We start from the raw sequence: 15,016 nt of genomic DNA on the forward strand, positions 1-15,016 counted from the left end.
GCTTTCTTTCTCGCTCGTAAGGCATCCCACCGCATGTCGCGATATTCGCAATAATGTTGTGGTGTCCGCCTGGATTAGTGCCAAACCCGCCATTGGTGCCGGGGGTATGGCATGCGATAGTTGTACACCTCCTGCCACCATGAAAGCTATACTGGACGTCATAGCATCATGGATGCCTGGCAGACATGTGGAAGCATCTCTCCTCAGCGTCCCGGATGTTTTAGATCGATTACGCTGTGCTTTGTGGTAGCCTTACGGCTTGCCTCCAGAGCCAAACGTCCAAACAGCTTCTTGAAACGATCTATTCGCCTTATGATCATCTTACTCGTATGTCACCATGGCTGTAGCCAAAAAAAGAGCTGCCACGATCGTCGATCTGGCCGCTTCCGATAAGAACTTCACAACCCTCGTTGACGCCCTCAAACAGGCTGATCTTGTAGAAACGCTAAAAGGGCGTGGACCGTTCACCGTATTTGCACCAAGCGACAAAGCATTTGAAGGGCTGTCGCGCGAAACGTGGGGCACACTCATGAAACCCTCCAACAAAAGTAAGCTGCAGAATATCCTGAAGCATCACGTCGTAAAGGGACGCAAGTCGGCTGAAGATGTGCTGGGGGCTTCTTCAATGAAGATGCTCGATGGGAGCACGCTGACGATCGACAAGAAAGACGGAGCGCCGCGTATTGGCGGAGCAATGATCCAACAGACAGATCTGGAAGCGGAGAATGGCGTCATCCATGTCATTGACCGCGTACTTACTCCCGACGCGTAAGCACCCCAGCAACTTTATTTTGTTGCGACGCCGGATGGAGATGTTTCTCCGTCCGGCGTTTTTCTGTTTGCCTGTTATCGTGTGCTCAGCATCTCTCTTTCTCTACCGCGCCTGGATGAACGAGTCGGCTAAGGCCCGTGAGAACAACGCATCCGACAACGACATAGCCGGACCTATCTTCTGGCGGTTACACAATCGGAAAAAGTCTCAAACACCACGGATACTCCATCACATGCTTCATCGCTGTTCTCTATGCCTTTATACCCCCGTGCTATGTCACCAAATACGCACCTGCACACCATAACTGCTGAAAACACCGAATCCATTATCTTCGAGGCGAATCATGCGATGTTGGGGTAGGGATGCAGTGCGCCGTGTCTCTACTTGTCGAGGGCGACAGGCTGCCAGTCATCAAGTCCTGTGCGCGGTGCATCGGCGAACCAGAGATGAGCTGATTCAGGGGGGGCTCCCGTGGCTTCTTCCCACGCCGTGGCGTACAGCCGGAGCTGCGGGGCATAAGTTGCCACAAGGTCCCGAAGATGATCCGTGCTGGACACCTTATCGCTTTTGTAGTCGACCAGATGCCATGCACCATCTGCGCGATAGGCGAGGTCGATGGTACCGTGCTGTACCGTGTCGGCGGGATCAGCATCATCCGGACCGGCCTCGTCCCGTAGCAGGCGGCTGAGTGGCAGTTCGGTGTAGATGGTCTCAGCGTTATTGAGTGCGCTCCAGAGCGGGCTCTGGATAAACGTATCAAGCGTGCGTCGAAGAGCCGGTATCAGCTTGTCAAAATCGGTCGATTCAGCCTCCTTTTGAATTAGCATAGCCCGCAACGCAGCATCAGTATACTCGGGCGCGTGTGGATACCGCAGTACTGCCTGTTCAATGAGTTCATGCAGTGCGTTTCCGAACTCCTTCGAGTAGCCGCCACGCACCGCTGCGGGAGGTTCCGTGCCGTGGTTTACAGCATCCGTGATGGATTCAGTCTCGTAAGTTTTCTCGGCCAGTTTATTGCGCCGTTTCCATTGCTTGTTCAGGTGGTTCTGCAGATCGCGCAGCACGTGCGGGGTGGGCGCCTCGGGGCGCCCCCCCTCCGAAGCCGGCAGTTCGGTTATATCGTGGTCAGTGCAGTATGCATCCACGGCGCGCCAGTAGCCCGGTTTGTAGCCGTCGTTCTTGTGGTGGTAGCGGGATACGACAAGCATCTGCTTTGCCCGTGTGGCCGCGACGTACTCCAGACGGTGCGCCTCGGCATCCTCCAGCACCGCCTCGACCGCCTCAAACTCGGGCCACGCCTCGGGCGCAGCCGCAACGCTGGTGTTGTGCTGGTATGCGTTGAGCACGGGCACCACAATCTCATTTTCCTGACGCCGCACATGCTCGGTGATGCCGCCGCTACGCGACCCGCCATACGGGTCGGCCAGGAAGACGACATTGGCCTGCAATCCTTTGGCTTTGTGCACGTTCAAGAGCTGCACCGCGTTGTCGGAGCCGGTGTCGAGCGTCATGCCGTCGATGTCGGCGTTGCCCTCGGCGATGTACTGCAGCTCGCGCCAGATGTCGTAGGCGGAGAAGCCGCGGGCGTCGAAGGCCTGCACCTCGGCCAGAATGCGCTGCAAGCGTCCCGCGTTGAGCGAGCCTTCGGTGGCGTCGGCGGCGGCGCGGGCATAAAGCTGACTCTCGTCGAGAATGGCCTCCATAGCTGGTGCGGGGCGCTGGTTGTGCAGCTCCTTTTTCGCGTCCAAAATACGCTCGTGGGCCGTGGCAAGCCGCTCACGGAGCGCGGATGGAGCACTGGGGGAGGCAGGCTGCTTCGTATCCCCTAAAACCAACCCATTTTGTTTAAGCCGATACAGGTCGTCATCGCTGAAGCCGACGAGCGGGCCTTGCAGGTAGGCAAGGTGCGCAAGGGGATCGTCGGGGCGAAAGACGCAGGTGAGGAGCTGCACGAGGGCGTGCAGTTCGCGGGATTCGTGGGCGTCTTTGCCGCCCATCACGACATAGGGGATGTTGTAGCGGGCCAGCGCTTCGGCGTAGATGGAGAGACGCGAGGTAACGCGCGTGAGAATCATGAAGTCGCCGGGCTGTCCGCTAACGAGGGCACCGTCGGGGCCACGCTGCAGTGGCTCGTTGGTGGTGGCAGCGTGGTGGATGTACCGGGCGATGCGCTCGGCATCGTCTTGCGCGATGGCGTCGGAGCTGTTGTACTTCTTGTATGCGATGGTCGACTGGTAGAGCACCGGGTCGGCGGGATCGGTGGTGCGGTGGGGGTCGAAGTCGGTGTACGCGGCCTGTACGGCATCGGCAGGCAGGTCGTGCGTCGGGTCGGCATCGGCCTCGGCGCGGTCGGTGGTGAAGGGTGCGTCGAACATGGTGTTGAAGGCGTGGCAGAGCCGCGCGGTGGAGCGGAAGTTGCGCGTAAGCGTGAGCGCTTCGCCGTGCGGCTGGGCGTCGATCAGGTCGGCCACCTCGTTGAAGATGGCCATATCGGCTCGGCGGAAGCGGTAAATGGACTGCTTGTCGTCGCCCACCACGAAGAGCGATCCGGGCGCCGGATTGGTGGCGCGCCAGTCGGTGGTTTCGTGGTCGGTGCCGGTCAGGTAGAAGAGGATCTCAGCCTGAAGCGGATCGGTGTCCTGAAATTCGTCGACCATAAGGCGCGGATAGCGCTGGTGCAGCGCCCGACGCACACTCGGGTGATCGCGCAGCAGGTTGCGGGTGTAGAGAAGCAGGTCGTTCGACGAAAGCTGCCCGCGCTCGCGGCGCAGGGTGAGCAGGGGCTCTATGGCACCGTGCGTAAACTGCGTACATACGTGGTGCGCATGGGCGTGCCACCGGGTCATGAGCGGATCGACCACCTCGTCGACCAGCGGCGCGAGGTGCTCGTCTTGCAGCTCTTTGGCTTGGGACTTGTTCTTTTTCCAGTGACTGGGGGTCATACGGCCACGGCGTCCATCGCGGTTTTTGCGATTGTCATCTTTGGCGAGGCCCTCAAAGAGCGACAGCAGCGCGGCCTGTTCGGCAGGCGTTTCAGGGGGATTCACACGCAGCATCTGGTCGGCCTGCGCAATAGCAGCGAGGGCGTTGCAGCAGTATCCGCTGGTGTCGGGCAGCGGCGTGGGCAGGTACGGCCCCCAGGCACGCACGAACTCGGTAACGGTGGCGGTGGCCTCGTCGAGGTCGGGTGCGGGGATGTCTTCGGTGTACGGCGTGAGGTCGGGGTAGCGGCTCAGCACGGTGAACTGGTCGTAGAGGTCAGCGGGGGTGTAGCCGACAGCCTGCACCGCATCGATACGCTCGGGCGCTTCTTTGTGGATGCGCCGCAGGTACTGCTGCCAGGCGCGGCGCTTCATCTCGTCGATCTCGCGCCCGTCCAGCTCCATGTCGAAGTCCGGCGGCAGGGCGGCCTGCAGCGGAAACTCGCGCAAGAGCCGCGCGCAGAAGCTGTGGATGGTGCCCACAAAGCACTGCGACAGGTCGTCGAGCCCTTGCCGCAACCGCCGCGCATCGGCCGATCCGGCAGGCGCCTTGTGCTGCAGCATCTGCAAGCGCTCGAACAGACGCTCTTTCATCTCGCCTGCGGCCTTGCGCGTGAAGGTGATGGCAGTAAGGTCGCCGATGGGTACGCCCGTGCGTACCAGCGCTTCGAGGCGAGCTACGAGCGAGGTGGTCTTTCCGGCTCCGGCAGAGGCGCGCACGAGAAAGTTGGTGTCGGGGTCGAAGCCGTCGAGGTCGGGCAGCGCATCGCCCGCATACGGACCGATGCGCGTGCGGGCGGTGGCGTCGGAGGTGGTGGTAAGCATAGGAGGTGGGGTTGGGTGGGAGAATATCTTCGTAAGGTGCGGGCGCGTCCGGGGGTATGGTCTAACGGGGGACTGTTGGCCCCAGGATTAATAAAATCAAGTGCGTAGGGACACGGCGCGCCGTGTCCCTACTTTTCTTGCGCCATCCTCTACGCATCGAAAGGGGAAGACCACGCATCAATCATGATGCAAGTGCGGGAGATCGTCGGGCCAGTCTTTGGCCCGGATCTCCTCGCGTCGGGCGCGGCGGTCGTACACGAGCGGGGTGTAGTTGTAGCGCCAGTCGCTCTGCTTCAGCGAATCGCCCGAGGGCACAAACACGCCGTGGCGTGCCATCTGAGAGAGGGTGTTCAGGATGCCCACCAGATCTTCGCGGTACGTGTCGGGGTGGCTGTCGCCGGTGCTGTCGGGGGGATACGCCACGGTGCGTCCCATCTGGCGGGCAGTGGCAAAGTAGTAGCCCGAGCGTGCGACCGAACCGCCCAGCGCCTCTTCGGCGGCACGGGCGTAGAGCATCCACTGGAGCGACCAGCGCTTATTGCGGAGCCCGTCGAGCGGATCGTAATCGCGCATCCCGCCCGTCTTGTAGTCCCAGATGAGCAGTTCTCCGTTGCGTGCATCGATGCGATCCACCGCACCACGCAGCCGCAGCGTGCCGCGCTCGGTGTGCAGTTCGACTTCGGGATGCTCGTCGCGCGGACGGTTGCCGAAGCTCCACTCAAAACGCTCGGGCATCAGGTCAGGATGGTCGGCTCCGCGCGCGGCGTCGGCGCGGAGGAAGGCGTTCACATCGGCGCGTAGGCCCTCTTTCGCAGCGGCTTTTATCTGATCGTTCGGCGGTGTACCGCGTTGCTGAGTGGCTTCTTTGAAAGCCGTCTCAAATGCATCCTCAAGCGCTTCCTCGTCGTCGAGCGTGGGCATGCGGCCAAGCCCGCCGTCTTCTGGATTCAAGAACAGCTCGTAGGTGCGGTGCAAGATGGTACCGCGGGTGAGCGGGTCGAGCCAGTCTTCATCGTCGAGGGCCGGCTCGTCAAGCGGCTCGGCCTCCAGCACGTACTTTACGAAATAGAGATAGGGCGTACGCGCAAACATCTCCAGGCGCGAGGCGGAGGCGATGGTGTCGGTATCGGGGTCAAGCAGGTCGAGTTCAGGATACGGCGGGTCTTGCAGCACGCCGTCGTAGGCAGTAACCTCGTCCGAGGCACGGGCCTCTTCGGCGGTTTTTCCATGCAAGATGTGCGACGCAGCGCGGGCCAGGTAGTCAGAAGCAGATTCGGTGCCGCGCTTCGCATCCGATAGCGCCTGTTCGGTGAGGCCCCATACGTCGAGGGCGTCGAGGGTGTGCTGCGCATCCTGCACGGTGAGCTCGTCGCGCTCCTCAGGATCTGACCCAAGGGCCGCCTGCACAACGGTGCGCAACTGCAGGTAGAGCGTGCCGGGGAAGCGCTCCTCGCTGTTACGCAGGTCGAAGCGGTGCATGATGAATGTAGCATCGCCGTGGTGACGCAAAAGCGCCTGCCGTACGCGCCAGTCTTCTTCCTGACGCCGGTTGGCGGTGAGGGGCAGCGTAATCTGCTCGTGTTCGTTGAGGCGCCGGCGGTCGGCGTCACTCAAAAGCGGGTCGTCGTTCAGCGTCACGGAGAGGCTCTCCGCATCCATCCCCACCACGTACAGATGCGGACGGTTGGCGTAGCCGACCGTGGTGAGCGGTACCACGTGCACGTCGCCCGGCTGCGGACGCTGCGCGCCCACGAACGTCTCGCGCACCCACGTGCGGATGTAGTCGGCGAGGCGCGTGGCTGAGTCTTTGTACACCTCCCCCTCGCTTCGCTGCAGCGTGTTCAGGTACTGCAGGATACGACCGCGTGCCTTCTCGTCGAAGGTCTCTGCGGTGCCCGTGGGCTTATCGACCGGACCGTGCTGCGTCAGAAACGTCTCGCAGTGCTTTGCGACCATTTCGACATCCGACGACCCCGAGGGCAGGCTATCGAGCAGGCTATGAAGCGATTCGTGGAGGCGTCTCCATTGCTCAATCTGCGCATCGGTGGTATAATCCTGCGATTCCGCGTGTTCGATATGACGTGCCACCCCCTTAAGCAGGTTTGTAGCGCCCGGCTGGTAAGTCCGTTCGGCGAGCCAGGTTGCGATCTCGGCATCCGACAGAGCCAGTCCCGCTGTGCGCTGCAGGGTAAGGTGTCCGGCCCGTAACAGATGGATGAACGGCGCCGCTTCCTGCGGACCGGCCATCCAGTCGAGGTAGGCCATGAGCGCCTGGCCCGGGCGCGTTTCACGCAAGTGGCGGCCCGGGCTCAGCGATACAGGCACATTGTGCCGCCCGGCCTGCTGCTCGATCGTGGCGAGGTACGGGTCGGGGGCAGTGTAAGCGATTTCGACCTGGTCGAACCGTAGACCGCGCCGCTGGATGTCGCGAAACACCGCCCGCACCTCCTCGGCGAGTCCGACCGTCGTCCGGAAATGCAGTTTTTTGGGGATGCGCAGCGTACTCGCCCCGTTGCCCGGTGCCACACGGCTGGACGCGTGCACCGCCTGGGCCGTGGGTCCGGCTTCCGGACGAGCGGGCGGTTTCGCATCTGGAAAGACCTTGGCCGCGCTTAGCACGGGCGCCTGCTTGGTAGGATGCTCCTGTCCGAGCCGACGCAGCGGATACGAGCTCGCATTAGCCAGTGCTTCGACCAACTCGCGAGCGTAGCCGGGCACGTCCACGTCGTCTACGATGGCGTACTGACTCCGCTGCGGCTCGTGCACGGTGGTCTCCTGCACGAGTGCGGTGGCACGCTGCAGCACATCTGCCTCGTCGTAGTACTTATTTTCTGTCAGGGCATCTACGTAGTACCGGTAGGCTTTCGCCTGCGCCTCCTGCTGAGCCGTAGTGGTTTCGGCAGCCTTCAGGGCCTGCTGATATGCTTTGGGCTGTACGCCGTGCTTGCGAAGCACCGAAAACGTCTGGGCGAGCGAGCCCGAGAGCCGTGCCGCGGTGCTGCCTTGTAGCAGTTGTTCACGCGTTTCGACAGGCAGTTGGTCAACAGCATACGCTGCGAGCATCTGGTCGATACCCGATGGAAGACGTTGACTTCCGGCCTTGAGCAGATCGGCCTGTGCCAGCCGGCGGGCATAGGCGGCAATGGTCGTACACCGCAGTCCAATGCTCGACTGGATGCGTGCTGCGGCCTCTTCGAGGGCCTTTCCGAGCTGCGTCTGGGCGACAAACACGACGGTGTGGGTACCCGGTGCCGCATCCAGAAGCGCATGCAGGTGGTGGATGAGCGGGGAACGGTCAGGGAGCGCAGAGTCGGCCATCAGCGGAAGGGGGCAGGAGCGGGGATGCGTGATCGAAGCAGTAGCGTGTATGCATCTCACCCATGCAACGGACAATCGGCGTCCGCATCCAACAGCATAATTGGGAAGTGATACACGCCATACTATGCACGTTCACACGCGAGGCGGCTGGTTCTGTTCGTGTTGCTGCGCTGCTACCTGGGCGTCCCGTTCGTCGTCGTGCTACCGATCAGGCCCCATCCCTTCGCTACACGGTCTGCGCATGTACCGGACGCTCCTCGTGGGCCCAGTAAGCATCGAATGCCATCGCCACGTTGCGGATGAGCAACCGGCCCGCCGGACGCACATGCACAGCCTCGGGCGTGCAGGTGACGAGCCCGTCGGCTTCGAGCGGAGCCAGGCGCGCCCACGCATCCCCCAGCACGGCATCGAAATCGATGCCGAAACGCTCCTCTACGTCGGCCTTGCGGAGCTGGAAGTTGCACATGAGCTCCCCGATCAGATAGCGGCGCAGATGATCGTCGTCGGTCAGGCGCACGCCGCGATACGTCATGAGCTCGCCGCGGTCGATGCGGTCGTAGTAGCCCGGCAGCGCCTTCACGTTCTGCGCGTACGCGCCGCGCATCTGACTGATGCCCGACACACCGAACGCCACCACCTCAGCATCGGAATGCGTGGAGTAGCCCTGAAAGTTACGATGCAAGTCGCCCTCGTCCTGTGCTTTTGAGAGCGCGTCGTTTGGGCGTGCGAAGTGATCCATCCCGATGAACCGGTAGCCGCCCGGCCCCGTCAGGTGCTCGATGCCGCGCTTAAAGAGACGCAGCTTTTCTTCGGGCGCCGGCAATGCGTCTTCATCAATCACGCGCTGATGCTTTTTCATAGACGGCACGTGCGCGTAGCTGTAGAGCGCAATACGATCTGGGTTCAGCCGGTCAACGACGCCGAGCGTACGCTGAAACCGCTCTTCGGTCTGATGCGGCAGTCCATAGACCAGATCCATGTTGATGCCACCAAACCCGTGATTGCGCGCCCAGTCGAACGCCTCGGCGACCGTGTCGGTCGGCTGGATGCGGTTGATCGCCGCCTGCACGACCGGATTCACATCTTGCACGCCAAAGCTGATGCGGTTGAATCCGACCTGTGCCGCCGCCGCAACACGGTCTTCGGTAAGCCCGCGCGGATCGGCTTCGAGACTGACCTCTGCATCCGGCGTTACTTCGAACCGGTCGTACAGGTGCGTACCCAGTTCCTTGATCTGAGCCGCGGTGAGGTACGTAGGCGTGCCCCCGCCCCAGTGAATCTGCACAACCGGACGCCGCGTGTCGAGACGCTCCGCCACCAGATCGATCTCGCGCTTGATGGCTTCTACGTAGCGCTGAATCGTCGCAGGATTCTGCGTCACCTTCATGTGGCATCCGCAGTAGTAGCAGAGCGATCGGCAGAACGGCAAGTGCAGGTAGAGCGACAGGGGCGTGTCGGGCATAGCCCGGCCCAGATCGTCCGCAAACGCGTCTACGTCGTAGTCGCGCGAGAAGTGCGGCGCGGTCGGGTAACTCGTGTAGCGCGGCCCCGGCTTGTTATAGCGGCGAATGAGGTCGAGGTCAACGTGCAGCGCAGTATCCATATCGTCGGGGGGCTGGCAACCGTGGGAATGCATTTGGAGTAGATAGATGCTGTACGTTACAGAATACATACAACACGAGGCGCGTGTTGTACGCATCCGTTGCAACCCGATGTGGGGCCCTCCCCGATACTAATGGTTTTTGACCCATGCCTGCCCCTCCTGCCGAGACCTCGCAACGCGACGTCGTGTGCCGCAACTGCACGGTGCGGCTACGCGGCGCCTACTGCCACCGGTGCGGACAGCGTGCCCGGTCGCGCATTGCTCCCGTTAGCATGCTGGCGCGCGAAGCCCTCACCGAAACCCTCAATCTCGACACCCGGCTCGCGCGCACGCTGGCCCGTCTGCTTTTCGTTCCCGGCCAGCTTACCTGCGAATATCTTGCGGCACGCCGGCGCCGATACGTATCGCCCCTGCGTCTGTTTGTGTTCTTCAGCTTCGTGCTCTTTCTTGTTATAGGCCTCTCGCAGGGGCGCCTGATAGGCACAGAATCAGACTGGGAGCCGCTTCGTGCAGGGGAGGCGGAAGATATAGCCGATGTAGCCGCCGGCACCGCACCGTACGCACCAGACGACACAAGCGCCACACCCTCTCACCGCACCGACACGTCCGCAGCCGGCTCGCTGCTCGCTGTCTCCGATGACATTCGCGAATCGCTCCACGCTTTTGTGGACAGACAGACCGGCGCCCCTGAAGTGAGCAGTCAGGTGGCCCGGCGAGCCGCGCTCGGACTGCTGCGCACCCTCGACAACCCCGATCGCTTTGTCGAACGCGCTGTCGGACGCCTGTCGGTGCTTGCATTCGTTATGCTTCCGCTGTTTGCGGGGCTTCTCAAAATGCTGTACTGGCGCACGGGCCGTCTGTATGCCGAGCATCTCATTATGGCGCTCCACCTGCATGCGTTTCTCTTCGTGTTGCTTCTGGTTGCCACCCTCCACAACCTGTCCAGCCTCTCAATTCTACCCGGAGGCACAAATGGATTCGTACGGTTGGTGCTCTTTGGGTACCTGCTGCTCACCCTGCGGCGCGTCTACGCTCAATCGTGGCCGTGGACGCTCATGAAGACCGTGGGTTTGCTTATCGGATATGGCATGCTCCTCGCTGTCGGGTTTGCACTGTACCTTGGCATCACAGTCGCCCTTTCGTAGGGCTGCACATAGTACGCTAAGTAGACATCCGCTAAGTAGACATACCTGGTAAGTTGCTAATCTCGAAGTGATCGATGTTGGCAGCGAACAAGCGCTTCTGGATGCCATCTCATGCCGTTCGATGGCACGGGAGCGTCAAACAAAGGCCTGCGATCGCTGCATCGGTCGCAGGCTCCCTCCTCACAGTGACAACGTGTAAACATATCTTCGCTGAGTTACATAGGTACATAACGGCATGTGCAGGTTTCCTTCCTCCTTTGTTGATCGCCGCCTTGTCGCAGAATGCGCGGTCCTCACATCCCCCATTCCCTCACGCTGTTCGGGATTTCCCCCTTCGCGAAGGGGGAAATGTCGCGTAGCCACAAACGGGGATATGCGCCCAAAAGGATCATGGAAAACTTGCACACCGCGTTACATAGGCGAACGCAACAGTGGATTCGGGAGGAAGAGGATTCCGAATCGTTGCATGACCGTTCTTGCTCTTGTCGCGCTTTTCTGTGTGGTGCTATTCCGTATCAACAGGCGCAGGCTCACGGTCATACACGTCGAACACCGTGCGTTCATCGGGTAAGACGATGGCGAGCACGACCTGCTGTTCGGGATCGTACGTGGTCGTCAGGCGATGCAGCGTGTGCATCCCACTGGACGCAATCTGGTCGTCCGTGCCATTGAACGTAAGATAGCGAAGTGGAGCAGTGCCCTGGTCGGCAGATCCTGAGTCACCGCCCGGTGTTGGGAAGACGATGGCGCCACGCCCCCGTTTCTGGTACTGCTGCCAGGCATGCCGAGCAATGACCATCCAGTGCCGCTCGGCAATCGAGTCGATGAGCAGACCCGGGTTCAGCGGCGCATCGCCGTCCGTGTCGTCTTGTAGCAAGTCAGAGGGATTCATAGCGATAGCTGCAGTAATGGCTGCTTTGGTAGCGATAAAGGCGTTGCTGCGTCTACGCCGAAACGTTCGTATCGATCAAAACACAGTACAGAGCGTGCAAAAGGCATTGCCTAAGGTGTAAGATATTTCTTGCCGCATTCAGCCCTCTCTGGCCTCCCGCCTGCCCCTACGTACACCAGGCACCGTACGACAGGTAGGGCTTCCGGGGTTACATTCTGCCTGTACCACGCGGCTTACGTACTGGTTTATCGTGCCAATTTTTACATCGACCATGCATCTTTCTCCAGAGCAATGGAAAGCCGCCAGCGATCTGTTCGATGCGGTCTGCGACTTGCCGCCGGGTGAACAGCAGGCGCACCTCAACGATGCCGACGTACCGGATGCTATTCGCGCGGAGGTAGAAGCACTGCTCCAGGCCGAAGCGGAAGCCACCAGCTTTCTGGAAGCAGGAGCGGCCTCGCTCGCCGAGACGTTCGTGGGCGAAGCCGTCGACGAGCATACTCGGGGTAGCGCCCCCACCCTGAAGCCGGGTGCTCGTGTCGGCGCCTATCGCATCGTTGAGGTGCTGGGAGAGGGGGGGATGGGCATAGTGTATCGCGCTGAACGGGCCGATGGTTCATTCGAAAAGAACGTGGCGCTGAAAGTAATCCAGCGCGGCATGGCTTCGTCTGCTGTCGTACAGCGGTTTGAGCATGAACGCCAGATCCTGGCCCAGCTGGAGCATCCGAATATCGCTCGGCTCATCGACGGCGGCGTGACCAGCGAGGGGCAGCCCTACTTCATCATGGAGCACGTACAGGGCGTGCCGCTGCGTACGTATTGCCGTGAGAACAAGGTGTCGCTAGACGAACGCATCAGCCTGCTCGCCGATGTCTGCGATGCCGTACAGTATGCGCACCGCCGCCTTATCGTGCATCGCGACCTCAAGCCCGACAACATTCTCGTGACGCCGCAGGGCCAGGTCAAGCTGCTGGACTTTGGCATCGCGAAGCTCCTGGCCGAAGACGACGAAGACCCCGGTGCCCGCACGCAGCGGCAGCCCATGACGCCAGCCTACGCAGCCCCCGAGCAGGTGCAGAACGACCGGGTAACGCCTGCTACAGATGTCTATGCGCTCGGGGTGGTGATGTACGAACTGCTGACGGGTGAGCGCCCCTATGAGTTTAAGAGCTACGGCGCCACGGACATCGCCGAGGCAGTGGTCTACTCTATTCCTTCACGGCCCAGCACCATGCTGCGGCATGCCCCCTCTGCGTCGGCGTCTGACCGCACGCCCTACTCGCCCACCCGGCTACAGGGCGATCTCGACGCGATCATTATGAAAGCGCTCAAGAAAGAGCCCGAGGTCCGCTATGCAACGGCAGGCGACCTGCTTGGCGACCTGAAGCGTTTTCAGCAGGGCCATCCGGTACAGGCGCGCGACGACACGACCTGGTACCGTACCAGCAAGTTTGTGAAGCGACACCGGTGGGCCGTGCTCGCGGCCTTCATAGCCGTTTCGGCCCTGCTGGCTGGCGGCGCAGCTACGCTCTGGCAGGCCCATCGCGCTACCGCCGAAGCCGAGCGCGCCAACCAGACGCTCGACTTTTTCCTGCAGACGTTTGAGGACGTAGATCCCGCTCATGTAGAGGCGCAGGGCGGCATGATCGCTCCGCGCGACCTGTTGCACCCAAGCATGCGCCGCGCCGAGCAGCTGCAAGACCAACCGCTGGTGCAAGCGTCGGTGCTTCAGGGACTCGGACGGCTGAGCATGAGCCTGGGCGAGGTGCACACAGCCGACTCGCTGGCCAACCGGGCGCGCCTGCTCTGGTCGGACATCCACGGTCCGCATCATCCCGAATATGCGGCCGCTACGCTGTTGCAAGCCGAGGCGCTGCGCGAACAACGAGCGTATACGGAGGCCACATCTGTTCTCGACGAACTGGCGTCTCTGCCCTCGGCCCGAAACCGATTTGAAGCACTGCGACTTCGGGGGTCCGTTCTATACCGACAGGGCCGCTTCGGAGCCGCTGAGGAGGCCTATCAGGACGCCCTGGCGCAGCCCGTAGATTCGTTGCATCGGGCCGAAGCTCTGCTCGGACTCGGAGACGTACACATCTATCAGGATAGGCAGGAAGAGGCTTTCGCGCTCTTTCACGAGGCGCTCTCGACGTATGAGAGCCACGAACCCAACAGTCCACGTGCCGCTCGGGCGCACTACCAGCTCGCGTTCTCTCTTCATAGGGGCCAGCGATTCGACGAAGCCGTTGAGCACTATCAGCGTGCGCTTCAGATCTACGAGAGCGCCTACGGCCCGCATCATTACCAGGTGGCGACGACGCAATACGCTCTCGGCCGCGTGTACGAGGACCGCAGACAGTTAGATACTGCTCTCTCGTTATACCGGGCCTCTATTACGGCTTACGATGCCTCGCCCCTGGAACCGATGCATCTATGGAACGCATTTCCTACCATTGGCGCAGGGCGGGTGCTTTTTGAGCAAGGGCGCGCCTCAGAGGCGATCTCTTATCTCGAACGGTCGCTCGAAATCGTTGAGAATGAACTTGCCGCTCGCGACATCCGAATTGCGCTTGTTCGTGGGCTGCTTGGCGCTGCCTACGCGGCAGAGGAACGGCTTTCCGATGCCGCCCCCCTCCTTGAATCCAGCAACAGCATATTTCGCAGCCGAAGCGACTACGCGCCAGAGCGGGAGCGTCCCACGTTACAGGGGTTGCTAACCCTTTACACGGCACAGGCACGCCCCGATGAGGCCGCTGCTGTTCAAGCGCAACTCGATAGCCTGGATGCCGACCTCGAACAGAAAGGGCCCGCAGCATCAGAACCGCAGGCCCCGTAAAGGAAGTGAGTTTGTATTTTTGGGATGCGTTACCGTAGTGCTTCTTCGGGAAGCATGAACCCACCGGGTACGCGCGTGCCACGCTCCAGCCACTCACCGGCCTCACGCCCGAATGCGTCGGGATTGTAAAGCGCGTTGGCTTGTTCGACAGAGGGATCCATGATTGGCGTTGGGCACGGCGAAAAGACACCGCCGGGCACAGCCATCAGGGCTGCTTCCGGGTTCGGCTCACAGACCGGCTCAGGAATCGGGCCGATGATGCCCCGCTTCGCCGTTTCGTCGGCAATGTCGAAGGCGGCGCGGTGAAGGGTAGCTGCCAGACGCTGCGCTTCAGCCGGACTGAGCTCGATGCGTCCGCCACCGGCGGCTATCATAATCGAGGCCGATCGTCCGCTACGGGCAGCGACCGTAAGATCGTCGCGCAGCTGAACCTCCCCATCGACCTGTTCGGCACGATCGGTGTCAGCAACTCGCTCTACGGGAGGACCGTCAGTCTCTGTTCCCTCATCAGCAGATTGTGAGGGGGCGCACCCGATGATCAGCACACCTACGAGTAGCGTGCATAAGAAAAACAACGGTATGGTACGAAGCATAATTTTGGGGGAGCTATAGGGGGATGACTAAGGAGTGGCATGTCGCCATAT

The 15,016-nt window shown here is 61.4% G+C and carries 8 protein-coding genes; 3 read left to right on the forward strand and 5 right to left on the reverse strand.

Translation table 11 applies throughout. The annotated features are described in order from the left end of the window. Positions 1-337: 337 nt before the first annotated feature. Complete coding sequence (locus tag ACZ48V_RS00075; RefSeq protein WP_464540468.1) at positions 338-772, forward strand: fasciclin domain-containing protein; 435 nt, start codon at positions 338-340, stop codon at positions 770-772. Positions 773-1,152: 380 nt separating this feature from the next. Here ACZ48V_RS00075 and ACZ48V_RS00080 read toward each other — a convergent pair whose 3' ends face one another. From ACZ48V_RS00080 to hemN, 3 genes are all read right to left on the reverse strand, one after another. After that, the gene (locus ACZ48V_RS00080) at positions 1,153-4,578 is read right to left on the reverse strand and encodes a UvrD-helicase domain-containing protein (protein WP_464540470.1); all 3,426 of its coding nucleotides are present in this window, start codon (positions 4,576-4,578) and stop codon (positions 1,153-1,155) included. A gap of 177 nt (positions 4,579-4,755) precedes the next feature. Then, on the reverse strand, positions 4,756-7,896 hold the full coding sequence (locus tag ACZ48V_RS00085) for a PD-(D/E)XK nuclease family protein (RefSeq protein ID WP_464540472.1): 3,141 nt from the start codon (positions 7,894-7,896) through the stop codon (positions 4,756-4,758). Between the two features lie 226 nt (positions 7,897-8,122). Further along, a complete protein-coding gene (hemN, locus tag ACZ48V_RS00090; protein ID WP_464540474.1) occupies positions 8,123-9,499 on the reverse strand; it encodes an oxygen-independent coproporphyrinogen III oxidase in 1,377 nt (458 codons plus the stop codon). 146 nt (positions 9,500-9,645) lie between these two features. On the opposite strand from hemN, the gene ACZ48V_RS00095 reads away from it, so the two are divergent. Further along, a complete protein-coding gene (locus ACZ48V_RS00095) occupies positions 9,646-10,644 on the forward strand; it encodes a DUF3667 domain-containing protein (RefSeq protein WP_464540476.1) in 999 nt (332 codons plus the stop codon). Positions 10,645-11,149: 505 nt separating this feature from the next. Here ACZ48V_RS00095 and ACZ48V_RS00100 read toward each other — a convergent pair. Further along, complete coding sequence (locus ACZ48V_RS00100) at positions 11,150-11,536, reverse strand: hypothetical protein (RefSeq protein ID WP_464540478.1); 387 nt, start codon at positions 11,534-11,536, stop codon at positions 11,150-11,152. 271 nt (positions 11,537-11,807) lie between these two features. Between ACZ48V_RS00100 and ACZ48V_RS00105 the strand changes: the two genes are divergently transcribed. Next, complete coding sequence (locus tag ACZ48V_RS00105; protein ID WP_464540480.1) at positions 11,808-14,372, forward strand: protein kinase domain-containing protein; 2,565 nt, start codon at positions 11,808-11,810, stop codon at positions 14,370-14,372. Positions 14,373-14,401: 29 nt separating this feature from the next. Here the strand turns inward: ACZ48V_RS00105 and ACZ48V_RS00110 are convergent, their stop codons facing one another. Further along, a complete protein-coding gene (locus ACZ48V_RS00110) occupies positions 14,402-14,965 on the reverse strand; it encodes a hypothetical protein (protein WP_464540482.1) in 564 nt (187 codons plus the stop codon). Between the last annotated feature and the right edge of the window lie 51 nt (positions 14,966-15,016).

The sequence above is a fragment of the Longimonas haloalkaliphila genome, assembly GCF_055379825.1.

Coding starts and splice junctions, on each gene's coding strand:
- ACZ48V_RS00110 (WP_464540482.1), bottom strand. CDS start 14,965: ATGCTTCGTACCATACCGTTGTTTTTCTTATGCACGCTACTCGTAGGT.
- ACZ48V_RS00075 (WP_464540468.1), top strand. CDS start 338: ATGGCTGTAGCCAAAAAAAGAGCTGCCACGATCGTCGATCTGGCCGCT.
- ACZ48V_RS00095 (WP_464540476.1), top strand. CDS start 9,646: ATGCCTGCCCCTCCTGCCGAGACCTCGCAACGCGACGTCGTGTGCCGC.
- ACZ48V_RS00100 (WP_464540478.1), bottom strand. CDS start 11,536: ATGAATCCCTCTGACTTGCTACAAGACGACACGGACGGCGATGCGCCG.
- ACZ48V_RS00085 (WP_464540472.1), bottom strand. CDS start 7,896: ATGGCCGACTCTGCGCTCCCTGACCGTTCCCCGCTCATCCACCACCTG.
- ACZ48V_RS00105 (WP_464540480.1), top strand. CDS start 11,808: ATGCATCTTTCTCCAGAGCAATGGAAAGCCGCCAGCGATCTGTTCGAT.
- hemN (WP_464540474.1), bottom strand. CDS start 9,499: ATGGATACTGCGCTGCACGTTGACCTCGACCTCATTCGCCGCTATAAC.
- ACZ48V_RS00080 (WP_464540470.1), bottom strand. CDS start 4,578: ATGCTTACCACCACCTCCGACGCCACCGCCCGCACGCGCATCGGTCCG.